This is a genomic window from Lysinibacillus sp. CNPSo 3705 (assembly GCF_028674935.1).
Lineage (GTDB): Bacteria > Bacillota > Bacilli > Bacillales_A > Planococcaceae > Lysinibacillus.
Genome location: NZ_JAQZSD010000008.1, coordinates 25,838 through 50,933 on the forward strand (window position 1 = coordinate 25,838; position 25,096 = coordinate 50,933).

The window sequence follows — 25,096 nt, forward strand, 5'->3', positions numbered from 1 at the left end:
GGCTATTACGCAAATTGCTGATCAAACGAATCTTTTAGCTCTAAATGCTGCAATTGAAGCTGCTCGTGCAGGTGAGCATGGAAAAGGTTTTGCAGTTGTTGCTGATGAGGTGCGAAAGCTTGCTGAGCAATCCGCACAATCAACTATGCAAATAAAAGATATCATTGATTATATTCAAGCCGATACAAAACTAGCGGTTGAATCAATGGCTGCTGGTTCAGCTGAGGTAATAAAGGGAATTGATGTAACAAATATGGCAGGAAAGTCATTCAAAGAAATTAGTGATAATGTGCAAAGCGTAACCTATGAAATAGGACAAATTTCAGAGACAGCAAAAGTTATTTCTGAACACTCCAATCAAGTGGCACTAGGAATTGAAAGTGTGCTTCAGCGAACAAATGACAATACAGCAAGTGCACAAAATATATCCGCTGCAACAGAGGAACAGCTAGCCTCTATGGAAGAAATCGCTGCATCGGCAGAAGCCCTTGCTAAAATGTCTGAAAATCTACAACAAACCATTAAACAGTTTAAATATTAGGCTAAACAAAAATCTGATCATAATAAGTTTTTGATAGAAAGAATTTCGCTAACTACAATAGAGAACAAGTTGTGTATAACTTGTAATTCTGCTGGAGTATAGCGAAATTTTTTTGTCAAATAGACCAATATTATTTCATCTTTTTAGCTTTCTCAGTATTCGCAAAGTGCCATTTCGTAATGGAACGTAAAAATTCCTCACCTTGTTTCCGCCAAATGCGTGCTGCTAACGCATCTACTTTCGCTGAAGCTCCCTTCAACAACTCTATCCCAGCAATCTCGCTCAGACGGTCCATTTCTTTTAAAAATGCAGCACGAGCTAATATCGATGCAGTTGCTACGGAAAGATGTAGTTGCTCGGCCTTCGTAGAAAATAGTACATTCTCCCGAACAATATCTCGTTCATTTTTTAAGTAATTGTAATAAACGCCGCGTTCCGCAAACTGATCTATCAAAATATGTTCTGGTTTTTCGGGCGCCATTTTCGCCAGTACATTTTTAAGTGCTCGATTGTGCATCATAGCTTTCATTTTACCTTGAGAGTAGCCTCGTGATTGTAATTCGTTATATTTTTCATTGCGTAGCACAAGTACACTATGGACACAAGCTGCACGTAAATCAGGGGCTATTTTACGCATGTAATCATCCGTTAGCATTTTTGAGTCTTTGACACCAAGTTCGTTTATAAGCGCAATTTTTGATGATGGGACATATACGGCTGCAACTGTTATTGGACCGAAATAATCACCAGTACCAGTTTCGTCTGAGCCTAGCACGGACATCGTAGCAAAACCTTCTGGAAGAACGTCGCCCTTTACTCCTATCGACGATGATTTTTGTGTATTTTGTTCTTCTATGTTTCCCCAGCGCGCAGCTTCTCGCTCAGCTCCTCCCCCTTGGAACATTAATTTACCTGATTTGTACATCGTAATTGCTGTATCCGGGAGCTTCGCGGCAAAGATTACACCTGGAGCTTTACGCTCTATAAAATGGTTGGCATAGTATGACATTACCTCTTTTTGTCTATTTGTTGATATGGAAAGTACAATATTTGACATTTACTCGTTCCTTTCTGTCCTCGTTGTTCACAATTTTATACCTTTCATGTTATGATAATAAATAGCTTTTTTGTGTAAGCAGCTCACAATAAAAAAATTCGTGAGCACAAAAATTTTTAAAGGAGGGTGCGACTATGGAAAATCAAGAAAAGAATAAAATTTCTGTGGAAATCTACGGTCATACATATAAAATGGTCGGCTCTGAATCCATGGGACATATGCGACTTGTCGCTTCAATTGTTGATGACCGTATGCGCGAAATGAATGTACATAATCCCTCTCTTGATAGCACAAAGCTCGCCGTTCTTACAGCAGTAAATACCGTTCATGATTATTTACTATTAAAAGAACAAATGGAAAAACTAGAAGAAGAATTGAAAAAATTAAAGGGTTGAAGTGAATGTTAGATTTAATCATATTAGTGGTGCTATTAGCCGGGCTCATCGTTGGTGCAAAACGTGGTTTCATTGTTCAGATGATGCATATCGTTAGCTTTATAGTTGCCCTAATAGTTGCGTATATCTATTATAAACCATTAGCACAAAAATTTGTGTTTTGGGTTCCGTATCCAGGTGTAACGGATTCAGGTAGTCTTGGAGTAGTTATTGATAGCCTGGATTTAGACCGCACTTTTTACCGTGTCATTGCATTTGCAGTTATTTTCTTTGCGGTGAAAATTACATTGCAAATTGTGGCATCGATTTTTGATTTTATAGCGTATTTACCTGTGTTAGGTACAGTGAATCGCTGGCTTGGAGCATTGTTTGGCATGATTGAAAACTATTTAATTATGTTTATTTTGCTGTACATTCTTGCTTTATTGCCAGTTGCTTCTATTCAAAGTTTAATGTCGAAGTCGTTGTTAAGTGGTCTCATTTTGGAACACACCCCAATTATTACAAGTATGTTCCAAAATTGGTGGTATATTTATATGCAATAGCAAACTGTGCACTTCTCTCGGTTTTGAGGGAAGTGTTTTTACGATAGGAGGAATTCCCAATGAACAAAAAAACAATTATTCGCACATTTGAAAAAATTGCATTGTATATGGAATTACAAGGGGAAAATCCATTCAAAGTGTCTGCCTTTCGAAAAGCTGCTGCCGCACTTGAGGGGGACGAGCGCTCGTTAAGTGAGATGGAAGATGTCACAAAGCTTAAGGGTATAGGTAAAGGTACAGCTGCGGTTATTGAGGATTTAATGACGAATGGTGAATCAAGCTTATTAAAAGAATTAGAAGAAATTGTACCAAAAGGATTGCTCCCGCTATTAAAACTTCCAGGCTTAGGTGGTAAAAAAATTGCTAAGCTTCATCAAGAGTTAGGGGTTGATTCTGCGGACAGTTTAAAGGCTGCTTGTGAGGAAGGTAAAGTTCGTGAGCTAGCAGGCTTTGCGGCTAAGACTGAAGAAAAAATTTTAAAGGAACTTGCAAATTTAGCAAATCGATCAGAACGTTTACCGATTTGGCAGCTGGAGCCAGTTGTTTTACAAATTGAAGCTCTTCTAGGTAGTATGGAAGAAGTAGAACGTTTTTCTGTTGCAGGAAGCTTCCGTCGTGCAGCTGAAACAAGTAAAGATATTGATTTTATTGTTGTAACTGAAGCAGTTGAAACTGTACGTGAAAAGTTACTGAATAAGCTTTCTGTACAAGAAGTCATAGCAGCTGGTGATACAAAAATTTCAGTTATTTTAGATCTAGATGAGCCTGTAAGTGTAGATTTTCGATTAGTAAAAGATGTAGAATATGCAACAGCTTTACATCATTTCACAGGCTCGAAAGATCACAATGTACGCATGCGTCAAATTGCTAAAGCCCGTGGTGAAAAAATTAGTGAATATGGTGTAGAGCAGGCTAATGGCACCGTATTACCGTTTAAGGATGAAGAAGCATTTTTTGCGCATTTTGATTTACCATTTATCCCACCGAGTTTGCGTACAGGAACATCGGAATTTGACAAAACGAATGACATTAAAAGTCTAGTGAAAATAGAAGATATTAAAGCAGATTTGCATATGCATACGACTTGGTCTGATGGTGCATACTCTATTGCTGAAATGGGCGAAGCATTGATTGCGCGTAGCTATCAGTATAGTGTTATTACTGACCATTCACAATTTTTAAAAGTAGCGAATGGTCTAACGCCAGAGCGTTTAACAAAGCAACGTGCTGAAATTGAGGCGTTTAATGAAGCACATCCTGATTTCCATTTATATGCGGGGACAGAAATGGATATTTTGCCGGATGGTTCCCTAGATTTTGAAGATGGTGTGCTAAAAGAATTAGACTTTGTCATTGCCTCTATTCACTCTAGCTTTACACAATCGCAGGACAAAATTATGGCACGTTTACTTACGGCGATGCAAAATCCGTACGTTCATATGATTGCTCATCCAACTGGTCGCATTATTGAGGATCGTAATGGCTATAATCCTGATATGGAACAATTAATTTCGTGGGCAAAGGAATATGGTAAAATTTTAGAGTTAAATGCGAATCCATATCGTCTTGATTTATGTGTTGAGCATTTAGAAATGGCTTTGGCAGCTGGTGTGCCCGTAGCAATCAATACGGATGCCCATGATATTGCTCATTTACGCTTTATGGATATTGGGGTGCGCTATGCAAACAGAGCATGGTTAAAAAAGGATATGATTGTGAATACATGGACGCGAGAACAATTTGAAGCGTTTATTCGACGAAATAAATAGATTGAGGAGGTGTTCTCAGTGATCGCAGAACGCGCATTGAAAACACTAGAATATGATAAAGTACGTCAGCAAGTGGCTACATACTGTACTTCTTCAATCGGTAAATCAGCGGTTGATGAGCTTGTACCACAGACAGATTATGAAAAAGTTGTACAATTATTAGAAGAAATGGATGAAGGACTATCCATTTTACGTGTTAAAGGCAATGTGCCGATGGGTGGGATTTTTGATGTGCGACCAGCTGCAAGGCGTGCACAAATCGGTGGCATGCTTTCAGCAATGGAACTAATGGAAGTTTCAAGTACAATTCGAGCTAGTAGAATTCTTCGCAATTTTATCGAAGATATACAATCAGAAGAAGTGATTGAGATTCCTCATTTCATCGCAAAAAAAGAAGCGATGCCTGTTTTGACAGGCTTACAACATGAAATTAATAACTGTATTGATGACAACGGTTCTGTGCTAGACTCTGCAAGCCAAACTTTGCGTTCAATTCGCCAGTCTTTACGCGCAGAGGAGGCCAAAGTACGTTCTAAGCTGGAAAGCCTTATACGTGGGAGCAATGCTTCAAAAATGCTGTCAGATACACTTGTAACGATTCGTAATGATCGCTTTGTTATTCCCGTTAAGCAAGAGTATCGTCATCATTATGGTGGAATTGTGCATGACCAATCCTCTTCGGGCCAAACATTATTTATCGAGCCAGATTCGATTGTACAAGCGAATAATGAAATTCATCGATTAAAAATGAAAGAGCAAGCTGAAATTGAACGCATCTTACTTGCCTTAAGTGCAATGGTAGAGGAAGTAGCCCCAGATTTATTTAATTTAGTAAAAGTACTAGGTGAGATAGACGTTATTTTAGCTAAAGGCAAATATGGGCAAGCGAACAAATGTACAATGCCTAAAATGAATAACGATGGCTATATTCGACTTGTTCGTGCACGTCATCCGCTTTTACCAATTGAAACAGCGGTTCCTAACGATATTGAATTTGGGAAAGACATTACGGCAATTGTGATTACAGGGCCAAACACGGGCGGTAAAACCGTCACTTTAAAAACAGTTGGACTATGTACATTAATGGCACAGGCTGGGTTACCAGTGCCTGCACTTGATGGTTCAGAGCTTGCTGTTTTCAAGCAGCTTTTTGCAGATATTGGAGATGAACAGTCAATTGAACAATCACTGTCAACATTCTCCTCCCATATGGTCAACATAGTAGATATCTTACAAAAGTTTGATTTGGAATCACTCGTTCTATTTGATGAATTAGGTGCCGGGACAGATCCTCAGGAAGGGGCAGCTCTGGCCATCTCCATTTTAGATGAAGTACATGGTCGTGGCGCCCGCGTTATGGCAACAACGCACTATCCTGAGCTAAAAGCATATGGCTATAATCGTCCAGGGGTTGCCAATGCAAGTGTAGAGTTTGATATTGAGACCTTGAGTCCAACATATCGTCTACTTATTGGTGTACCAGGGCGCTCCAATGCATTTGAAATTTCAAGTCGTCTGGGCTTACCAGAATCGATTATTGACCGTGCGAAAAGCTTTACAGGTACAGATCGCCATGAGGTAGAGTCAATGATTGCTTCACTAGAAGAGACTCGTCGCCAATCTGAAGATGATGCAGAACGCTCTCATGAATTACTTATGGAGTCTGAAGAACTTCGTAAAGAGCTACAAGGAAAACTACAAGCTTACGAGGAACGCAAAGAAGCACTCGATAAAAAAGCGAAAGAAAAGGCGCGTAAAATTGTTGATGAAGCAAAAAGAGAAGCAGAATCAATTATTGCTGAGCTGCGAGAAATGCGCAAAAATGCAGACCAAGTTGTTAAAGAGCATGAACTCATCGAAGCACGTAAACGATTGGAAGAAGCTACTCCGCTTGAAAACAATAAAGTGTTGAAAAAAGCAGCACAAGTAAAGGCTCGTGCACAAAACTTAGTTGTCGGAGACGAGGTAAAGGTGTTAAGCTATGGACAACGGGGTACATTGCTCGAAAAAGTATCGGATACCGAATGGGTTGTGCAAATGGGTATTCTGAAAATGAAAATCTCGGATAGTGATCTAGAGTACATTAAACCCGAAAAAGAACCTGTTCAACGTATGGCTGGTGTAAAAAATCGCAATAGTCATGTAAAATTAGAATTAGATTTACGCGGTGAACGGTATGAGGATGCTATCATACGTACGGAAAAATATATTGATGATGCCTTGCTTGCTAACTATGGGCGTGTATCAATTATTCATGGTGTCGGTACAGGTGCATTACGTCAGGGAATTCAAAGTTATTTGAAAAAGCATAAGCGTGTAAAATCCTTCCGTTTTGGTGAAGCGGGTGAGGGAGGATTAGGTGTCACGGTTGTGGAATTGAAATAAGCAGTAAAGGGGACGGAGAAAAATGCTGAATTCTAGCTTTTGGCGATATCCAATTATCGAAACGGCAGGATATTTTAGTGTTGTTGTATTATGTTTAGTCGTCTCGATGGCATTGTTCGAAGTCGTTACGAAATATAAAAACTGGGAAGAAATTAAAAATGGTAATATCGCTGTGGCACTTGCAACAGGCGGGAAAATACTGGGGATTTGTAATATTTTTCGCTTTTCCATTGCGCGCCACAGCACTTTAAGTGAAATGATTGGCTGGGGCCTTTTTGGTTTTACATTACTAATTGTGGCGTATTTCTTATTTGAATTTATGACACCCCGTTTTAATGTTGATCAAGAAATTGCTAACGATAATCGCTCAGTCGGTTTCATTTCCTTTACCATTTCACTCGGTCTATCGTTTGTGATTGGGGCAAGTATTGCATAGGAGTGTAATGACATGGAAAAATTAGCAAAAGTACTAATCGTTGTCTGCATCGCATTTTTGGCAGTCGGTGTCTATTATATGATGACCCTTTAAGCAAAAAACGCATCCTTTTGAGGATGCGTTTTTTTATATGCTAAGGGAGCTAGCGACGGAAAGAAGAATCGGAGTACGGAAGAAGCTGGGGCGACGTAAAGAATAGCTGGAGTGACGGAAAGGAAAGTCAAAGTGACGGAAAGAAGAGTCGGAGTGACGGAAAGAAGAGCCGAAGTGACGGAAAGAAGAGTCGAGGCAACGGAAAGAAAAGTCAAAGTGAAATAAAAAAACTAAAATACTCTCGAAAAAAATCAAAAGTTACATCATCCTCGTTTCAAACCGTCATAAAAAACTACTAACACCTATTAATATTCCTTCAACTACCTAAAAAGCCATCATAAAAAATTATTTTTGGAATATAGAAATATTAACGCAGTCCTGTGCATAAAAAAAGATAGAATGAATGAGTATTCATACGCTCTATCAATCTAAAATCATAAGGGATACAGTTATATAAATGTTGTCAAATGCATAATAATTAATCGAAAATGCATTTATTTTCTATTTTGTGTTTGAAAGAGTATTTCATTTTCATTATAATTAAAATAAGAGTTTACAAGTTTGGGGCAAAGGGGAGAGGACGTATGACAACAAAACCATGGCTAAAAAATTATCCTGAAGAAGTACCATCGTCTTTAACGTTTGAGGAAATTCCTGTGCAAGAGTTTTTGACACGTGCCTATAAAAAGAATCCATCTAAAGTTGCGATTCATTTTATGGGAAAGGATTTGACGTACACTGAGCTATATGAGTCAGCGCTAAGGTTCGCAAACTATTTACAAGCTCTTGGAATAGAGAAGGGAGATCGAGTAGCTATTATGCTGCCGAACTCACCGCAAAGTGTAATCGCTTACTACGGGGCAATGTATGCTGGGGCGATTGTCGTACAAACAAATCCACTTTATACTGAGCGTGAGCTTCAATATCAAATGGCTGATTCAGGTGCGAAAGTTATTTTATTGATGGATATTTTGTATCCACGTGTTATGAAAATCATAAAAGAAACTGCACTTGAAAATGTCATTGTCACGGCTATTAAAGATTATTTACCATTTCCTAAAAATTTGGTTTATCCTTATATTCAAAAAAAGCAGTTTGGTTTTAGTGTGAAGGTTGAACATAGTGGTCAAAATCATTTATTTACAGAAATTATGCGCTCAGCGCCCCTCAAAATGATTGATATTCCCGTTAATTTTGAAGAGGACGTAGCATTGCTTCAATACACAGGTGGAACGACTGGCTTCCCTAAGGGTGTCATGTTGACCCATAAAAACTTAATTGCAAATACAACAATGTGTGATGCATGGATGTATAAATGTGTACATGGTGAGGAAACCATTATGGGTATACTGCCATTCTTCCATGTTTATGGTATGACCGCTGTTATTTTATTATCCGTATTCACGCAAAATAAGATGGTGTTATTACCAAAGTTTGATGCAGAAACAGCGTTGAAAACGATTGATAAGCAAAAACCAACACTGTTCCCAGGCGCACCGACTTTATATATTGGTTTATTAAATCACCCGGATATTGCAAAGTACGACTTATCGTCCATTAAAGCATGTATAAGTGGATCCGCTTCATTGCCAGTAGAGGTGCAGGAGAAATTTGAAGCGGTAACAGGGGGGAAACTTGTAGAAGGCTATGGATTAACAGAAACTTCTCCTGTTACACATTCAAATCCTATTTGGGGTAAGCGTGTTATGGGCTCGATTGGTTTGCCTTGGCCAAATACGGATTCAATAATTTTACGTACAGGGGATGCTGAGGCGCTTCCAGTTGGTGAGATTGGTGAAATAGCTGTTAAGGGACCTCAGGTTATGAAAGGCTATTGGAATCGCCCTGAGGATACTGCAGCGGCGTTCGTAGATGGCTGGTTTTTAACAGGCGATCTTGGCTATATGGACGAGGAAGGCTATTTCTATGTAGTTGATCGTAAAAAAGACATAATTATCGCAGGTGGCTTTAATATTTACCCTCGTGAGGTAGAGGAAGTACTATATGAGCGTGAGGAAATCCAAGAATGCATAGTTGCGGGCATTCCTGACCCGTATCGTGGAGAAACCGTAAAAGCTTATATTGTTTTAAAAGAAGGATATTCGATTACGGAAGACGAATTAAATAAATATTGCCGTCAAAACTTAGCTGCTTTCAAAGTTCCACGTTATTATGAGTTTAGAGATGACCTACCGAAAACAGCAGTTGGGAAAATTTTGCGCCGTTCACTAGTTGACGAAGAAAAAACAAAATTGGTGAATAAAGAAGCAAAATAAATACGTGGTAAAGTATTGACAAGTAAAGATGTAAATTATAATATGAAAATATGAATGAATGACCATTCATATTTTCGTATTTTTTTAGGTGACCACGTCATATCCTTACCAATATATCAGTTTGAGATGGCTGATATTGAAGGATGACATTCGTGTATTGAGCATGAATTTAGACGTGTGCATGCAAGTTTTTTTAGGTGGTGATATAGAAGTGAAACGTGATAAGCCAAAATATAAGCAAATTATTGATGCAGCTGTCATCGTTATTGCAGAGAATGGGTATCACCAAGCACAGGTATCGAAGATTGCAAAACAGGCAGGGGTGGCCGACGGAACAATCTATTTATATTTTAAAAATAAAGAAGATATATTAATTTCTGTCTTTAATGAAAAAATGGCTGTTTTTGTAGAGTCATTACAAGATATAATAGAAAATGGAAGTACGTCTAAGGATAAACTTTCACGAATGATTGAAAATCATTTTAATGTTCTAGCGACAGATCGATACCTAGCAACCGTTACACAATTGGAACTACGACAATCGAATAAAGATTTACGACTAAAGATTAATGCGGTGTTAAGAGAGTATTTACAATTACTTGATCAAATTTTAATCGAAGGTATGCTATCAGGTGAGTTCAGTCAAACGATGGATGTACGCTTGGCACGCCAAATGGTATTTGGAACAATTGACGAAACCATTACGTCGTGGGTTATGAATGATTATCGATATGATTTGATAGAACAGGTTCCAAAAGTTCAGGCATTAATCTTGAACGGCATTAAAGCTTAAAAGGATGTGGAGAAATGGAATTTCTAAGTTGGAAAGCAGAGGATGGAGTAGCGATTATTACAATTGCACGCCCACCAGCCAATGCATTATCTCGCGGAATCATTGCCGAAGTAAATGCTGTGCTAGATGAAGTAGAAAATGATGACACTGTACGTGTCCTTGTACTTCATGGCGAAGGTCGTTTCTTCTCAGCTGGTGCAGACATTAAAGAATTTACAGAGGTTGGATCTGGTGATGAATTTTCAAAGCTAGCGAACAATGGTCAACAAGTTTTTGAACGAGTTGAATCGTTCTCTAAACCTATAATTGCTGCAATTCATGGTGCCGCACTAGGTGGGGGCCTTGAATTAGCGATGAGTTGTCATCTGCGCTTTGTGACAGAATCTGCAAAATTAGGATTACCTGAATTACAATTAGGTCTTATTCCAGGTTTTGGGGGTACACAACGTCTACCTCGATATGTAGGGGTTGCAAAAGCTGCGGAAATGATGTTTACGAGTGAGCCGATTTCTGGAACAGAAGCTGTACAATGGGGTTTAGCGAATCGTGCATTTACAGATGAAGCATTATTGGAAGAAACGCTGAAGGTAGCGAAGAAAATTGCGAAGAAGAGCCCGGTTGCTTTAAAAGCAGCTATTCAAACATTGCAATATGCAAAGCATGCTTCGTTCTATGAAGGTATTGAGGCAGAAGCAAAATCCTTTGGCACAGTATTCGTTTCGGAAGATGCAAAAGAGGGAATTCAAGCATTTATTGAAAAACGCGAGCCTGTGTTTACTGGTAAATAATATTCCATCAGTGTCGATAGCGACTTGAAAGAGTGTTATCGACGTTATCGACACTGAAAATATATAATATTTATAAGTTTACTTAGAAATAAAAAACGTTGCAGGAGGTATGGATATATGAATATTTTTGCATTAATTAAACGTACGTTTGATACAGAAGAAAAAATTGTTGTGTCGGGTGGTAAAATCCAGGAGGATGGCGCAGAGTTCATCATCAATCCTTACGATGAATATGCCATTGAAGAGGCAATCCAAGTACGTGACGCTGCTGGCGGTAAAGTAACAGTTGTGTCAATTGGTGGCGAAGATACAGAGAAGCAATTGCGTACAGCTCTTGCGATGGGAGCAGATGAAGCAGTTCTTATTAATACAGAAGACGATCTAGATGAACTGGATCAAAATGCAGCAGCATATATTTTAGCTGAATATTTAAAAGATAAAGATGCTGATTTAATTTTAACAGGAAACGTTGCAATTGATGGAGGCTCTGGTCAAGTTGGACCTCGTGTTGCAGATTTACTAGGTATTAACTGTGTAACAACAATTACAAAGCTTGAGATTGACGGAACATCTGCGAAAATTGTACGCGATATTGAAGGTGACTCAGAAGTTATTGAGACATCTTTACCACTTTTAATAACAGCTCAGCAAGGTTTAAATGAGCCACGTTACCCATCTTTACCAGGGATTATGAAAGCGAAGAAGAAACCGCTTGCAGAACTTGAGTTAGACGATTTAGATATCGATGAAGATGATGTAGAGGTTAAGGTAGAAACAGTTGATATTTTCTTACCAGCTCAAAAGGCAGCAGGCCGTATTCTAGAAGGCGAACTTTCTGCACAAGTAAAAGAGCTTGTAAACCTACTTCATACAGAGGCGAAAGTAGTTTAAGTCATCTGATGACAAAAATCGAATCTTAAAGGGTAACGGAGGGAATATACTATGACAAAAAAAGTATTAGTATTAGGTGAAGTTCGTGAAGGAAGCTTACGTAATGTTTCTTTCGAAGCAATTGCGGCTGCAAAGCAAATAGCAGATGGTGGTGAGGTTGTTGGTGTTCTTTTAGGGGATGCTGTGGCAAACTTAACAGGTCCATTATTTGAATATGGGGCGGATCGTGTTGTAACAGTGGAGCATCCACATTTAAAACAATATACATCTGATGGCTATGGTCAAGCTTTATTAGCGGTAATTGAGGAAGAAAAGCCAACTGGTATCGTATTTGGTCATACTGCAAACGGTAAAGATTTATCACCAAAAATTGCAAGTAAATTACAAGCAGGTCTTGTATCCGATGTAACGTCAATTGAGGGTGCTGGCGATGATGTTGTATTCATCCGTCCAATTTACTCTGGTAAGGCTTTTGAAAAAGTTAAAGTAAAAGACGGTATGGTTTTAGCTTCAGTTCGTCCAAATAATATTGCACCATTAGAAAAAGTAGCCGGTAAATCAGGTGACATCACTTCTATTACTGTAGATATTACAAACCTTCGTACAATCATTAAAGAGGTAGTACGTAAATCTTCAGAGGGTGTTGATCTTTCTGAGGCAAAAGTAGTTGTAGCAGGTGGTCGTGGCGTAAAATCTGAGGAAGGCTTTGAACCATTAAAAGCTCTAGCGGATTTACTTGGTGGTGCAGTTGGTGCTTCACGTGGTGCGTGTGATGCTGAATATTGCGACTATTCACTTCAAATTGGTCAAACAGGTAAGGTAGTAACACCAGACCTTTACATTGCAGCTGGTATTTCAGGAGCAATTCAACACTTAGCTGGTATGTCAAACTCAAAAGTAATCGTTGCGATTAATAAAGATCCAGAAGCAAATATTTTTAAAGTTGCGGACTACGGTATCGTAGGTGATTTATTTGAGGTAGTGCCTCTGCTAATCGAAGAATTTAAAGCGTTAAAAGTGAATGCCTAATAAATGCGCGGGGAAGATATGTCTTCCCCGCTTTTTTACGTTCAAATTTTTTGACTTTTTGAAGTTATTGCAAAATAAAATGTTGACATAATTAATTTTAGAACGTATAGTGATGAATATTAATTTAACTTTTTTCAGTGGATCAACCATCTGTACCTGTCGCTACGCTTTCGGTACAAAAGAAATCCGCTGAAATAGAGGAACTCAGTCAGTGATTTTTATAAAGAAACGCAAAGATTAGGAGTAGTAAAAGCTCATTATTTGGTGAAGAGAGCTGCGGGTTGGTGCAACGCAGTCCAATAAGACTTTGAACTTGCCTAGGAGCGGTAAGATAGATGGAATTTACGAAATATTCTATTTGTTGAACGGTTAACCTTCGTTACTAGGTTTTTAAGCAGGGTTCTTAAAGAACCAATTAGAGTGGTACCGCGGTTTGCTTATGGCATATCGTCTCTTCTTTCATTTGATAATGAAGGAACTGACGATATGCCTTTTTTGATTTTAGGAGGTAAGGATATGGAAAATGACAATCAGAGATTAAAAAGAACGATGACATCACGGCATATTACGATGATGGCTTTAGGTGGTGCCATTGGTGCAGGGTTATTTAAAGGAAGTAGTGCAGCTATTGATATGGCAGGGCCATCAGTACTTATTGCGTACTTAATTGGCGGGATTATCTTGCTATTTGTTATGCAAGGTTTAGCAGAAATGGCAGTCCGAAATAGCGAAGCCAGAACATTTAGAGATTTAGTGCAAGCCGTTTTAGGGAAGTATCCAGCTTATTTCCTAGATTGGATCTATTGGAAAATGTGGGTATTAAATATTGCTGCAGAATCTATAGTTGCGGCCATTTTTATTCAATATTGGTTGCCAGATTACCCGATCTGGATACTTGCATTATCTGTTTCGGTGTTAGTTACAGCTATTAATTTACTATCTGTGAAAGTTTTTGCTGAAACGGAATATTGGCTGGCATTAATTAAAATTACTGTCATTGTGGTATTCATCATAGCCGGTTTAATTTTATTGCTTGTTACTTTTGGTAATCATACAGCTGTTGGTTTTTCTAATTTAACGGAGCATGGTGGTTTCTTCCCGAACGGATCAATGGGATTGATTGCTGCAATGCTTGTAGTTATTTACTCTTATGGTGGTACTGAAATTATTGGTATTACATTAGCTGAAACGAAAAATCCTGAGAAAGTAGTGCCAAAAGCTGTTCGCAGTACATTAGTACGTATTGTGACTTTTTATTTAGTTCCTTTCTTTATTATCGTTAGCTTGATTCCTTGGAATGAAGTAAACGGGGTGCCGGAAAGTCCGTTTGTAATGGTCTTTAAAATGATTGGGATTCCTGGTGCTGACCATATTATGAACGCTGTTGTTTTACTAGCAATTATTTCATCAATGAACTCTGGGCTTTATGGTTCATCACGAGTTCTGTATACACAAGCTGTAGACGGACGTGTTCCTAAAATCTTTGCACATTTATCAAAAAGGAAAGTTCCGGTATATGCCATATTAATGTGTACTTTAGCTTTATATATAGCTGTAATCTTTTCTTTATTTGCGGGAAGCAAAACATTTGATTTTCTAATGGGTTCACTTGGATATACCGTGTTATTTATTTGGTTAATTATTGCGATTGCGCATCTGAAATCGCGTAAAATACAGCCGGAAAAAACAAGTTCCTATGCAGTGAAATGGTTCCCTTACACAACTTGGATCGCTATTATTGCATTAAGTGCAATTCTAATTGGCATTATTTTCACAACATCGATTATCGTAACAGGTATCACATTAGTTATTTATCTTTTTATTACGTTAACGTATGTCTATAAAGGTCGTTTTCATGAAAATTAAGCAAAATAACATAACAACTTATTGCCTTTTTCGACCTTATTTTTCATAAATTTCGCATACTAGGCAGATTGTTCGCTCAAGAGAATTTATCCATGCTATACTACAAGCATAGTAAGCTTAAGGAGGATTTCAAATGGCAATTGTACATGCAACAGATGCAACTTTCCAAGATGATATTAAAGAAGGGTTAGTACTAGTAGACTTTTGGGCTGCTTGGTGCGGACCTTGTAAAATGATTGGACCAGTTCTTGAAGAAATGGATGCTGCAGGTAGTGCGGCTAAAATTGTAAAAGTAGATGTAGATAATAACCAAGGTACTGCAGCACAATACCAAATTATGTCTATCCCATCATTACTATTATTCAAAGACGGTGAATTAGTAGATAAAACAGTTGGTTTCCAACCAAAAGAAGCATTAGAAGCGTTTATCGCAAAACATGCTTAACTTCTTTCAGCAAATTCTCTTGTACCGAAAGCGTAGCGACAGGTACAGAAGTCTCCCACCTCTACAGATGGTGAGATGAATGCGAATTTAAGCTCTTTTCAGGGGTGTCCAAACACCCGTTGAAAGAAGTTAAAGCTTCCGGACGCAATTATGCCGAGGCATAATTGATCCTGTAAGAAAAAAAGAGTCAAGCCATCAATAAGATGTGCTTGGCTTTTTTTCGTTATATAATATAGAGAAAAAGCGGAAGTTATCCTTATAAATATGAGAAAATAAAGGGACAAACGCTACTTTAAGAAAAAGGGGCAGGTAGGCGATGAATGATTTAATGAAACGAAAGCTTGAAATTTTACCAGATCAGCCTGGCTGCTATTTGATGAAAGATCGACAAGGAACCATTATTTATGTCGGGAAAGCTAAAGTGCTGAAAAATCGAGTACGCTCGTATTTTACTGGTTCGCATGAAGGGAAAACACAGAGGCTTGTAGGTGAAATAGAAGATTTTGAGTACATTGTGACATCCTCCAATATTGAAGCTTTAATTTTAGAGCTTAATCTTATAAAACTACATGACCCGAAGTACAATGTTATGCTGACGGATGATAAAACGTATCCGTATTTAAAAATTACAAATGAAAAACACCCGCGCCTTATTACAACGCGAAAAGTGAAAAAGGATAAGGCAAAATATTTTGGTCCATATCCGAATGCGTATGCAGCAAGTGAGACGAAAAAGCTGTTAGATCGTTTATATCCTCTTCGAAAATGTGTACAACTCCCTACCAAGGTTTGTTTGTATTATCATATGGGGCAATGCTTAGCCCCTTGTGTGAAAGATATAGATGCAGAAATTTACCACAATATGATTGAGGATATGACAAAGTTTTTAAATGGTGGGGTTGAGGAAGTCAAAAAGGAGCTAGAGGTAAAAATGCTAGCGGCCGCAGAAAATTTAGAGTTTGAGCGTGCAAAGGAATTTCGTGATCAAATTGCACATATTGATACAGTCATGCAAAAGCAAAAAATCGTATCGAGTGATACAACGAATCGCGATGTATTTGGCTATGCCGTGGAGAAGGGCTGGATGTGTGTTCAAGTTTTCTTTGTTCGTCAAGGGAAGCTCATTGAGCGAGATGTCTCGATTTTCCCGATTTATCAAGAGGCAGAAGAGGAATTTTTGACATTCGTTGGACGATTTTACGACAAGCTAGAGCACATTAAACCTAAGGAGATTTTTATCCCACAAACCATTGATGCAGAAATTTTAACGGAATTACTAGAAGTTAAGGTACTAACACCAAAACGAGGGCAAAAAAAAGAGCTAGTTGAATTAGCGACAAAAAATGCTGAAATTGCGGTAGCGGCAAAATTCCAGCTTATTGAACGGCAGGAAGAACGCACAATAGGAGCATGTGAGGCGCTCGGTGAAGCTATGGGCATTTCTGCACCTTTACGGATTGAGGCTTTCGATAATAGTCATATGCATGGGACAGATGCTGTATCTGCAATGGTTGTCTTTATCGATGGAAAACCTGCAAAGAAGGAGTATCGAAAATACAAAACACGTACAGCCGCCAAGCATGATGATTACGGGGCGATGCAAGAAGTAATTCGCCGTCGATACACACGCGTATTAAAAGAAGGTCTACCTTTACCGGATTTAGTACTAATAGATGGCGGCAAGGGGCAAATGGAAGTCGCGCGAGAAGTATTAGAGGATGAACTCGGCCTTGTTATTCCAATTGCCGGATTAGCAAAAGATGAAAAGCATAATACGTCACAGCTTCTATTTGGTGATCCAGCTGAAGTAATTGCGTTAAAGCGAACTAGCGATGGATTCTACTTACTACAGCGAATCCAGGACGAAGTACACCGTTTTGCTATTACCTTCTTACGACAACAGCATGAGAAACATGCAATACAATCTGTCCTCGATAATATAGAGGGCATTGGTCCGAAGCGAAAACAACAATTACTCAAGTATTTTGGCTCTGTCAAAAAGATTCGTGAGGCAAATGTGCAAGCATTACAGGAAGCAGGGATGCCTGCTAATCTGGCTAGCAATATTTATGATTATTTTCATCCAGTAGAAGACTCCCACCTCTAAAGGTGATGGGATGAATGCAGATGGAACCCCTTTTCAATGGGTGTATAAACAATTACAGTCTAAAAACCCCACGTATTGTGACAACGACTGAGTGACCAACATTTTGCTGTTGCGCTACCGCTGCGCTTTCGCGCAAAAAATATCTGCCGCTGCCGCTGCGCTTTCGCGCAAAAAATATCTGCCGCTGCCGCTTCGCTTTCGCGCAAAAAATATCTGCTGGTCAAAGCCTCCGAACTTAATTACGCCAAGGCAAAATCGATATTCAATAAGATCCATTGTCAAAGGATTAGGCGTATGCTAAGGTTGTATATAACATAGCTTTTTAATATAGCAATGTTTTTTAGTAGTTTCTATTTATTAAAATGGGAATTTCTTCACTAAGTTTCAAATTAAATACGATCACTATTTAGTGATGATAGAGGTGCAAGGTTCAAGAGTAGTACATACGAGGACGAACAAGTCCGGTGAAAATGTGTGAAAGGGGAACTTGCCGAAGTGGAGCATCGTTGTTTCCGATGCTGTGCTGGTTTTACATTTAAGAGATGTAAGACTGTCGATTCTATACGTTTCGGAGAGCTATCACACATGCGCAAGTTACTTTATTGTACATGTTATAGGCAGCTTTCACGTTATGTGAAAGCTGCCTTTTTAGATTTTTCTCGAAACAACATTTTTTCAAGGCTGTTAGGCGTTTGCTTTTGTCATGTTATTAAAGTTGCAAAAGTATCGCTACTTTTATCAGCGAAATGATTGAATACGAAGGAGAATGATAAAGATGACGAGAGTTGTGATGAAATTTGGTGGTGCTGCATTCGCATCAACAGAGTGCATTCAAAATGTTGCGAAAAAGGCGATTGCAGAAAAGGAAAGAGGTTTTGATGTTGTCGTTGTCACTACAGCTATGAGGGGTATGGCTAAAGAATTAGCGAAGATGGCTCGTGAATTATCAGACCATGCATCTAAGCGTGAACTAGACGCACTATTTTCAACAAGCTCACAACTCACAAGTACATTAGTGGCAATTGCTATACAGGAGAAAGGATATGATGCCGTGTCATTAACGGGCTGGCAGGCAGGCATTGAAACCGATGCTATGTATAGCAATGCCCGTATTGAGGAAATGAATGCTAGTCGAATTGAAGAGCATTTTGTACAGGGGAAAATCGTTATCGTTGCTGGGGAACAAGGTATCGATAATTCACGGAATATTACGACGTTAGGTAAAGGTGGTGCGGAAACGTCGGCTCTAGCAATTGCAGCAAAATTGAAGGCGGAGCGGGTAGATATTTACACGAATGTGGATGGCGTCTATACAGCTAATCCAAGTCATGTTGCTGGGGCACAAAAACTAAAAGAAATTTCCTATGATGAAATGCTAGAGCTATCAAACTTAGGGTCACAAGTTTTACACCCGCGAGCTGTAGAGTTAGCAAAGAAATTTCAAATCCCAGTTATCATTCGCTCGAGCGAAATAGATACTGTAGGTACTTTATTGAAGGAGGAAGTTGAAATGGAAAAAAATTTAATTGTACGTGGTGTTGCCTACGAGGCAGACGTTATTCGCTTAACTGTTGGTTATGATGCTTATTCTAATGCTTCGTTAGCAAATATGTTCACAATACTTGCAGAAAATCGCATAAACGTCGATATAATCGTACAGGCAATAATTGATGGTTTAAAGCCGACGGTATCTTTTACTATTTTAAAAGAGGAGTTCGCTGAAGCATTACGTGTTCTAGAAGATAGTAAATTATCACTAGGGTTTAGTTTTGCTGATTTTGAAATTGGCTTAGCGAAGGTTTCCATTATTGGCTCAGGGATGGCATCTAACCCAGGGGTGGCTGCGAGGATGTTTGATCGTCTACGTCGTGAAAATATCCCTGTAAAAATGGTGAGTACTTCTGAAATAAAAGTGTCTGTTGTTGTACCTCAGGACGAAATGATTCGTGCAGCAAATGCATTACATGATGAATTTAATTTATTTCAGGAAGTGTCTTTTGTACCGAAAGCGTAGCGACAGGTACAAAGATAATGCGGTTTTGAGTCACTTTTTTTAGCGGGGCGTGGATAGAGCAGCCAAAGCGACGGATAGAGATTGTAGAACAAGCGCTTTACATATAATATTGAAAAAGATGTGCCAGTAAAATGCACATCTTTTTTTGTTCACATCAATTTAATATTTTATCCAATTCTATTGTTATATAATAAAATGTGACATGTTTTACCAAGGGGAAGGTGGAAGTTTGTATGGGGTTATTCGGTTTATTTCAAAAACCAATGGATGAAAGTGTTGAGATGCACAACGATTTAGAAATACAAATATTAAAAAAGCGAATTCTGGAATTGGAACTTGAGCAGGAAAGCATTGATGTGAAAAATGCGGTTTTAGATTTTGTACTAGCGCATATGGAGTTAATTAATTTTCAAACGGCTTTAAAGGTTCAAAATGTCTCTACGAGTGTAGGGGATATTTCAGCAATGAGTGAAGAAATGTCGTCAAATACAGAGGAAATGCTTGCGGTTGAACAAAATGTTAATGCAAACATTCAAGAAATAAAACAGCATTCATTACTACTTGTAGAGGAAATGGAATCATCTATTTCAAAAGGTGAAATGGTTCAGGAGTTGTTGGCCAAAGGAGCTCATTCAACAGAGCAACTGAAGAATGAAATGACCAAAATGGACAATATTAGTACTGGTGTAACTGGGATTGCCGATCAAACACAATTACTATCTTTAAATGCCTCAATTGAAGCCGCACGTGCTGGTGAGCATGGAAAAGGCTTTAACGTTGTTGCGATGGAGGTAGGGAAGTTAGCCAACAGTTCGAAAGGTTCATTGCAAGAAATGACAAAAATTCGAACAGTCATTGATAAGAAATTACATAATACAATAACAAATATTAAGCAAGTCGAACATTATTTAACTGACTTTTTAAGGATCATGAAGGACAATATTGCTAATCTGACTGTAACAAGTAGAAATATTGAAGAAGCAGCACATGGTATTCATCAAATAACAGCTGCCTCAGAAGAAAATGTAATAGCTGTAGGTCGTTTAGCGGAAACAACGACGGAATTATCACGTACTAGTGACTTCTCGGATCTAATACAAAATCAAGTATCTGAAATGTTAAAAGCTATTGCACCGACAATCAGAAGGCCATCAGAGCAAACGGTAGTTAGCCAATTGGCAGCAAGGTTAATGGATCATGCTAGTTTTTTACGAAATGCTATTCACAAGGCTGGTCAAAAAGAAACGATAAAAACGCATCATCAATGTATGTTTGGAAAATGGTATTACGGACATTATGAGGAATATCAAAACTTACCAGAATATCGTAATATTGAACAACCACACGAATTAGTACATATGGCCGCCCAAAAGTTAGTGAATGAACTGTCAATTCATAACATAGAAGAAATGATTCAACACTCACTTAATATTTTGGAGGCATTTATTTCGTTCATAGATGTACTTTTAAAAAAAAGACATGCTCAATTATAAATAAAGGTTAACAAGGAAGCTGCTTTGCTGTCGCGTCTATAACGATAATCCAAGGAGTTGCTCAGTCTCCGTAGGGAATAACTTCTATATTATATATAAAAAGGATTGCTATCCATAAATTAGGGATGACAATCCTTTTCGTTTTATTCAGTAGGAACGGTGTTCATGATTCTTTCTTTCACGTCCCATTTTACTGTGAACGTAACATTTTGTTGCTTTTCACGTTTTTCATCATAGCATTCTGTTAAATAACCTTTTGCTTGCTGGATTTGCTCAGCTATAAACCCTGCTTCAAGTCTAAAGCTACGAAGACCGATTTGTAACAGTTCTGGATCATTTGTCAACTGAAATATGCGTCCATCCTTCGACTCTTTGATAAGCTCTAAATTACCCCAACAGGCATCTGCGAAAAATGCGATAAGTTCATCTTGACTTGTACAGGGGAACTTCCGAGCTAGATCTTTTCCTGCCCAGTAAAGGACATCACCTTCGTGTTTACCAAGAATGGAAGATAAAATATAATCGCGAATTATCTCATACCCAAAAGCTGAGATTGTAGGAGATGAAGTGTTTAACATTGAAAGCCTTCTTTCTTTGAATTTTCTTAAAATTTGACACTGATAAAGTAAAGATAGATTTTTCGAGAAAAAACGATGCATCATGTACTAGATTGCTTCTTTAATAAGGAGTGTGAAAAACTTTAAGTTGCCTTGACGCTCGTAGCTCTTGAGAGTACAATAAACATGTCATAATATTGTACCATGATGAAATACACAGTCAATGAAGTATCAGTTACAAAATGATGACTTCTTTAGTTGTGCTATTTTAAGTACTAAGGGGGGTAACAGTCTTGTCGAAAGATCGAGAGTTTTTATGGCGTCGCTTACATTCTCTACTTGGTATCATTCCAGTAGGTCTGTTTTTAACGATGCACCTGTTCATTAACTTTACAGCAACAGGCGGAGCAGAAAGTTACAACGCAGCTACCGCTAATATGGAAAAGATTCCATTCCTTATCCTAGTTGAATGGATTGTCATCTATATTCCATTAATGTTCCACGCATTTTATGGTGTCTACATTGCATTCACTGCTACACCAAATACAGGACGTTTCAGCACATACCGTAACTGGATGTTCTCATTACAACGTTTCACGGGTGTATTCTTAGTGATCTTCATTGCATGGCATATTTTCCAAACTCGTATTCAAAAAGCACTTGGTACAGAAGTTGATTACGACATGATGGCAAATATCGTTTCAAATCCATTCATGCTTGGATTCTACATTGTTGGTATTATATCAGCAACTTTCCACTTATCTAACGGTTTATGGGCATTCCTAGTAAGCTGGGGTATTACACAATCTCCTCAGTCTCAAAAGATTGCTACTTATGTAACAAACATTATTTTCGTAATTCTAAGTGTAGTTGGTGTGGCTGCTATTTTAGCTTTTGCTTAATGTAATAGAAGCTACTATAGAGCATATGGCAATCATTGCAATTTTTTAAGAGGAGTGAGAAATAATCATGGCGAAAAGCAAAATAATTGTTGTCGGCGGCGGTCTAGCTGGTCTGATGGCAACGATTAAAGCAGCTGAAGTTGGTACTGAAGTTGATTTATTCTCATTAGTTCCTGTAAAACGCTCACACTCTGTATGTGCGCAGGGCGGAATTAATGGTGCGGTAAATACAAAAGGTGAAGGGGATTCTCCTTGGATTCACTTCGATGATACAGTATACGGTGGGGACTTCTTAGCGAACCAACCACCAGTTAAGGGTATGTGTGATGCAGCCCCTGGTATTATTCATTTAATGGACCGTATGGGTGTTATGTTCAACCGTACACCAGAAGGTCTTCTTGATTTCCGTCGTTTTGGTGGTACATTACACCACCGTACAGCATTCTCAGGTGCGACGACTGGTCAACAATTACTTTACGCACTAGACGAGCAAGTTCGTTCTCACGAAGTAGCTGGTCTAGTTAACAAATATGAGCACTGGGAATTCCTTGGTGCAGTAATCGATCCTGACGGCGTTTGTCGTGGTATCGTAGCGCAAGATATGCGTACAGAAGAAATTAAATCATTCCGTGCAGATGCTGTTATTATGGCGACTGGTGGCCCTGGTATTATCTTCGGTAAAACAACAAACTCTGTTATCAATACAGGTTCTGCTGCTTCTATCGTTTACCAACAAGGTGCTTCTTACGCGAATGGTGAGTTCATTCAAATTCACCCAACAGCTATTCCTGGAGATGACAAAAACCGTCTAATGTCAGAATCAGCTCGTGGTGAAGGTGGCCGTATTTGGACTTATAAAGACGGTAAACCATGGTACTTCTTAGAAGAGAAATACCCAGCATATGGTAACTTAGTACCACGTGATATTGCTACACGTGAAATCTTCGACGTTTGTGTGAACCAAAAACTAGGTATTAACGGTGAAAACATGGTATACCTAGATCTTTCTCATAAAGATCCACATGAATTAGATGTGAAACTTGGTGGTATTATTGAAATCTACGAAAAATTCGTAGGTGATGATCCACGTAAATTACCAATGAAAATTTTCCCAGCAGTTCACTATTCAATGGGTGGATTATGGGTTGACTACAACCAAATGACTGAAATTCCTGGTTTATTTGCAGCAGGTGAATGTGATTACTCTCAACATGGTGCAAACCGTCTTGGTGCAAACTCATTATTATCTGCTATTTATGGTGGTATGGTTGCTGGTCCAAACGCAGTAGACTATGTTAAACATCTTAAAAAGCATGCGGAAGATCTTCCACAAGAAATCTATGATGCACGCGTTCAAGAAGAACAAGCTAAGTGGGAAGCTATCATGAAAATGGATGGCACAGAAAACGCTTACTTACTTCATAAAGAGCTTGGTGAAATGATGACAGCTACTATGACAGTAGTACGTTATAACGACCAACTTGAAGATACATTGAACAAACTTGATGAATTCCAAAAACGTTGGGAAAACATTAACATCAACGATACACAAAAATGGAGTAACCAAGGTGCTCACTTTACGCGTCAGTTGAAAAATATGATTTACCTTGCGAAAGTAATGACAAAGGGTGCATTATTACGTAACGAATCACGTGGTGCACACTATAAGCCAGATTTCCCGAACCGTGATGATGAGCAGTTCTTAAAAACTACAATGGCGAAATTTGACCCAACTACTGGTGATCCAATTATCACGTACCAAGAAGTCGACGTTTCATTAATTCCACCACGTAAACGTGATTACTCTGCGAAAGGAGACTAAGAATTATGAATATCGCAGCTAATACTGGAAGAATGGTCAAAGTTGAAATTTTACGTCAAGATACACAAGGTGGCAATGGCTACTGGCAGAAATTCGAAATTCCTTACCGTCATGGTATGAACGTTATTTCTGTATTAATGGAAATTCAAAAGAATCCAGTTATGTCAAATGGTGAAAAAACAACACCAGTTGCATGGGATATGAACTGTCTTGAAGAAGTTTGTGGTGCATGTTCAATGGTTATCAATGGCCGCCCACGTCAATCTTGTTCAACGCTTGTTGACCAATTGACTGAGCCAATTAAACTTGAGCCTATGAAAACTTTCCCAGTTATTCGTGACTTACAAGTTGACCGTGAACGTATGTTCAATGCACTTAAAAAAGTTAAAGCATGGGTTCCAATCGATGGTACTTATGATTTAGGTGAAGGTCCACGTATGCCAGAAGGTAAACGTCAATGGGCTTATGAATTATCTAAATGTATGACTTGTGGTGTATGTATGGAAGCATGTCCAAACGTGTCTGAAAAAGCTTCATTTATCGGACCAGCACCATTATCACAAGTACGTTTATTCAACACTCACCCAACTGGTGCAATGATTAAAGACGAACGTTTAAATGCAATCATGGGTGATGGAGGCCTTGCAAACTGCGGTAACTCACAAAACTGTGTAGCTGCTTGTCCAAAAGGTATTCCTTTAACAACATCTATCGCATCATTAAACCGTGCAACTACAGTGCAAATGTTCCGTAACTTCTTCGGTTCTGACCACTACGTAGACTAATAGTACAAGCTTTACTCCGAAACTCCCTTACACTGCATGTGTGAGGGAGTTTTTTCTATGAAAAATAAAAAATAATTTTGTAGAATAAAACTTGAAAATGCTTGATT

At 38.6% G+C, this 25,096-nt stretch carries 21 protein-coding genes, 1 riboswitch and 1 other annotated feature; of the genes, 19 read left to right on the forward strand and 2 right to left on the reverse strand.

The annotated features are described in order from the left end of the window. Positions 1 to 13 precede the first annotated feature (13 nt). Positions 14 to 541: a methyl-accepting chemotaxis protein gene (locus PVA17_RS04725; protein WP_274067129.1), complete on the forward strand. Its 528-nt coding sequence runs from the start codon at positions 14 to 16 to the stop codon at positions 539 to 541. 130 nt (positions 542 to 671) lie between these two features. On the opposite strand, the gene rnhC is transcribed toward PVA17_RS04725, so the two are convergent. Next, on the reverse strand, positions 672 to 1,598 hold the full coding sequence (gene rnhC / locus PVA17_RS04730) for a ribonuclease HIII (RefSeq protein ID WP_274067044.1): 927 nt from the start codon (positions 1,596 to 1,598) through the stop codon (positions 672 to 674). Positions 1,599 to 1,732: 134 nt separating this feature from the next. Here rnhC and zapA point away from each other — a divergent pair, with 134 nt between their 5' ends. The 15 genes from zapA to PVA17_RS04805 all read left to right on the forward strand — a co-directional run bounded on the left by zapA (position 1,733) and on the right by PVA17_RS04805 (position 20,923). Further along, on the forward strand, positions 1,733 to 1,993 hold the full coding sequence (gene zapA / locus PVA17_RS04735; RefSeq protein WP_132357145.1) for a cell division protein ZapA: 261 nt from the start codon (positions 1,733 to 1,735) through the stop codon (positions 1,991 to 1,993). Positions 1,994 to 1,998: 5 nt separating this feature from the next. Beyond that, positions 1,999 to 2,538 carry a CvpA family protein gene (locus PVA17_RS04740; RefSeq protein ID WP_132357144.1) on the forward strand — a complete coding sequence of 180 codons (540 nt, stop codon included), beginning with the start codon at positions 1,999 to 2,001 and terminating at the stop codon, positions 2,536 to 2,538. Positions 2,539 to 2,597: 59 nt separating this feature from the next. After that, positions 2,598 to 4,307 (forward strand): DNA polymerase/3'-5' exonuclease PolX, encoded by a 1,710-nt coding sequence (gene polX / locus PVA17_RS04745; protein ID WP_274067045.1) that lies wholly within the window; start codon positions 2,598 to 2,600, stop codon positions 4,305 to 4,307. An 18-nt stretch (positions 4,308 to 4,325) separates the two neighbouring features. Next, positions 4,326 to 6,692 (forward strand): endonuclease MutS2, encoded by a 2,367-nt coding sequence (locus PVA17_RS04750; protein WP_274067046.1) that lies wholly within the window; start codon positions 4,326 to 4,328, stop codon positions 6,690 to 6,692. Between the two features lie 22 nt (positions 6,693 to 6,714). Beyond that, positions 6,715 to 7,128 carry a DUF350 domain-containing protein gene (locus PVA17_RS04755; RefSeq protein WP_132357141.1) on the forward strand — a complete coding sequence of 138 codons (414 nt, stop codon included), beginning with the start codon at positions 6,715 to 6,717 and terminating at the stop codon, positions 7,126 to 7,128. Between the two features lie 677 nt (positions 7,129 to 7,805). Then, positions 7,806 to 9,497, forward strand: coding sequence for an AMP-binding protein (locus PVA17_RS04760; protein ID WP_274067047.1), 1,692 nt, complete (start codon positions 7,806 to 7,808; stop codon positions 9,495 to 9,497). 211 nt (positions 9,498 to 9,708) lie between these two features. Then, a complete protein-coding gene (locus PVA17_RS04765; protein ID WP_132357294.1) occupies positions 9,709 to 10,290 on the forward strand; it encodes a fatty acid metabolism transcriptional regulator FadR in 582 nt (193 codons plus the stop codon). Positions 10,291 to 10,304: 14 nt separating this feature from the next. Further along, positions 10,305 to 11,078, forward strand: a complete 774-nt coding sequence (locus PVA17_RS04770; protein WP_132357139.1) for an enoyl-CoA hydratase — start codon at positions 10,305 to 10,307, stop codon at positions 11,076 to 11,078. A 117-nt stretch (positions 11,079 to 11,195) separates the two neighbouring features. Further along, the gene (locus PVA17_RS04775; RefSeq protein ID WP_132357138.1) at positions 11,196 to 11,969 is read left to right on the forward strand and encodes an electron transfer flavoprotein subunit beta/FixA family protein; all 774 of its coding nucleotides are present in this window, start codon (positions 11,196 to 11,198) and stop codon (positions 11,967 to 11,969) included. Positions 11,970 to 12,020: 51 nt separating this feature from the next. Continuing rightward, the gene (locus PVA17_RS04780; protein WP_248716766.1) at positions 12,021 to 12,998 is read left to right on the forward strand and encodes an electron transfer flavoprotein subunit alpha/FixB family protein; all 978 of its coding nucleotides are present in this window, start codon (positions 12,021 to 12,023) and stop codon (positions 12,996 to 12,998) included. A 224-nt stretch (positions 12,999 to 13,222) separates the two neighbouring features. Next, positions 13,223 to 13,456, forward strand: a binding site (T-box leader). Positions 13,457 to 13,514: 58 nt separating this feature from the next. Further along, the gene (locus PVA17_RS04785; protein WP_274067048.1) at positions 13,515 to 14,864 is read left to right on the forward strand and encodes an amino acid permease; all 1,350 of its coding nucleotides are present in this window, start codon (positions 13,515 to 13,517) and stop codon (positions 14,862 to 14,864) included. Positions 14,865 to 14,997: 133 nt separating this feature from the next. Further along, on the forward strand, positions 14,998 to 15,309 hold the full coding sequence (trxA, locus tag PVA17_RS04790; RefSeq protein ID WP_004226420.1) for a thioredoxin: 312 nt from the start codon (positions 14,998 to 15,000) through the stop codon (positions 15,307 to 15,309). Positions 15,310 to 15,625: 316 nt separating this feature from the next. Further along, on the forward strand, positions 15,626 to 17,416 hold the full coding sequence (gene uvrC, locus PVA17_RS04795) for an excinuclease ABC subunit UvrC (RefSeq protein WP_132357135.1): 1,791 nt from the start codon (positions 15,626 to 15,628) through the stop codon (positions 17,414 to 17,416). A 408-nt stretch (positions 17,417 to 17,824) separates the two neighbouring features. Beyond that, a riboswitch (Lysine riboswitch) is annotated at positions 17,825 to 18,003 on the forward strand. 188 nt (positions 18,004 to 18,191) lie between these two features. Then, positions 18,192 to 19,430, forward strand: coding sequence for an aspartate kinase (locus PVA17_RS04800; RefSeq protein WP_274067049.1), 1,239 nt, complete (start codon positions 18,192 to 18,194; stop codon positions 19,428 to 19,430). Between the two features lie 233 nt (positions 19,431 to 19,663). After that, on the forward strand, positions 19,664 to 20,923 hold the full coding sequence (locus PVA17_RS04805) for a methyl-accepting chemotaxis protein (protein WP_274067050.1): 1,260 nt from the start codon (positions 19,664 to 19,666) through the stop codon (positions 20,921 to 20,923). A gap of 143 nt (positions 20,924 to 21,066) precedes the next feature. Here the strand turns inward: PVA17_RS04805 and PVA17_RS04810 are convergent, their stop codons facing one another. After that, complete coding sequence (locus PVA17_RS04810; RefSeq protein WP_132357132.1) at positions 21,067 to 21,501, reverse strand: YslB family protein; 435 nt, start codon at positions 21,499 to 21,501, stop codon at positions 21,067 to 21,069. Positions 21,502 to 21,773: 272 nt separating this feature from the next. On the opposite strand from PVA17_RS04810, the gene PVA17_RS04815 reads away from it, so the two are divergent. The 3 genes from PVA17_RS04815 (at position 21,774) to sdhB (ending at position 24,989) form a co-directional block, all read left to right on the forward strand. Next, positions 21,774 to 22,382, forward strand: coding sequence for a succinate dehydrogenase cytochrome b558 subunit (locus tag PVA17_RS04815; protein ID WP_132357131.1), 609 nt, complete (start codon positions 21,774 to 21,776; stop codon positions 22,380 to 22,382). A gap of 67 nt (positions 22,383 to 22,449) precedes the next feature. Next, positions 22,450 to 24,204 (forward strand): succinate dehydrogenase flavoprotein subunit, encoded by a 1,755-nt coding sequence (gene sdhA / locus PVA17_RS04820; protein WP_132357130.1) that lies wholly within the window; start codon positions 22,450 to 22,452, stop codon positions 24,202 to 24,204. Between the two features lie 5 nt (positions 24,205 to 24,209). After that, the gene (gene sdhB / locus PVA17_RS04825) at positions 24,210 to 24,989 is read left to right on the forward strand and encodes a succinate dehydrogenase iron-sulfur subunit (RefSeq protein ID WP_132357129.1); all 780 of its coding nucleotides are present in this window, start codon (positions 24,210 to 24,212) and stop codon (positions 24,987 to 24,989) included. The last annotated feature ends 107 nt before the right edge of the window (positions 24,990 to 25,096 follow it).

Coding starts and splice junctions, on each gene's coding strand:
- rnhC (WP_274067044.1), bottom strand. CDS start 1,598: ATGTCAAATATTGTACTTTCCATATCAACAAATAGACAAAAAGAGGTA.
- zapA (WP_132357145.1), top strand. CDS start 1,733: ATGGAAAATCAAGAAAAGAATAAAATTTCTGTGGAAATCTACGGTCAT.
- PVA17_RS04740 (WP_132357144.1), top strand. CDS start 1,999: ATGTTAGATTTAATCATATTAGTGGTGCTATTAGCCGGGCTCATCGTT.
- polX (WP_274067045.1), top strand. CDS start 2,598: ATGAACAAAAAAACAATTATTCGCACATTTGAAAAAATTGCATTGTAT.
- PVA17_RS04755 (WP_132357141.1), top strand. CDS start 6,715: ATGCTGAATTCTAGCTTTTGGCGATATCCAATTATCGAAACGGCAGGA.
- PVA17_RS04760 (WP_274067047.1), top strand. CDS start 7,806: ATGACAACAAAACCATGGCTAAAAAATTATCCTGAAGAAGTACCATCG.
- PVA17_RS04770 (WP_132357139.1), top strand. CDS start 10,305: ATGGAATTTCTAAGTTGGAAAGCAGAGGATGGAGTAGCGATTATTACA.
- PVA17_RS04775 (WP_132357138.1), top strand. CDS start 11,196: ATGAATATTTTTGCATTAATTAAACGTACGTTTGATACAGAAGAAAAA.
- PVA17_RS04780 (WP_248716766.1), top strand. CDS start 12,021: ATGACAAAAAAAGTATTAGTATTAGGTGAAGTTCGTGAAGGAAGCTTA.
- PVA17_RS04785 (WP_274067048.1), top strand. CDS start 13,515: ATGGAAAATGACAATCAGAGATTAAAAAGAACGATGACATCACGGCAT.
- trxA (WP_004226420.1), top strand. CDS start 14,998: ATGGCAATTGTACATGCAACAGATGCAACTTTCCAAGATGATATTAAA.
- uvrC (WP_132357135.1), top strand. CDS start 15,626: ATGAATGATTTAATGAAACGAAAGCTTGAAATTTTACCAGATCAGCCT.
- PVA17_RS04800 (WP_274067049.1), top strand. CDS start 18,192: ATGACGAGAGTTGTGATGAAATTTGGTGGTGCTGCATTCGCATCAACA.
- PVA17_RS04805 (WP_274067050.1), top strand. CDS start 19,664: ATGGGGTTATTCGGTTTATTTCAAAAACCAATGGATGAAAGTGTTGAG.
- PVA17_RS04810 (WP_132357132.1), bottom strand. CDS start 21,501: ATGTTAAACACTTCATCTCCTACAATCTCAGCTTTTGGGTATGAGATA.
- sdhA (WP_132357130.1), top strand. CDS start 22,450: ATGGCGAAAAGCAAAATAATTGTTGTCGGCGGCGGTCTAGCTGGTCTG.
- sdhB (WP_132357129.1), top strand. CDS start 24,210: ATGAATATCGCAGCTAATACTGGAAGAATGGTCAAAGTTGAAATTTTA.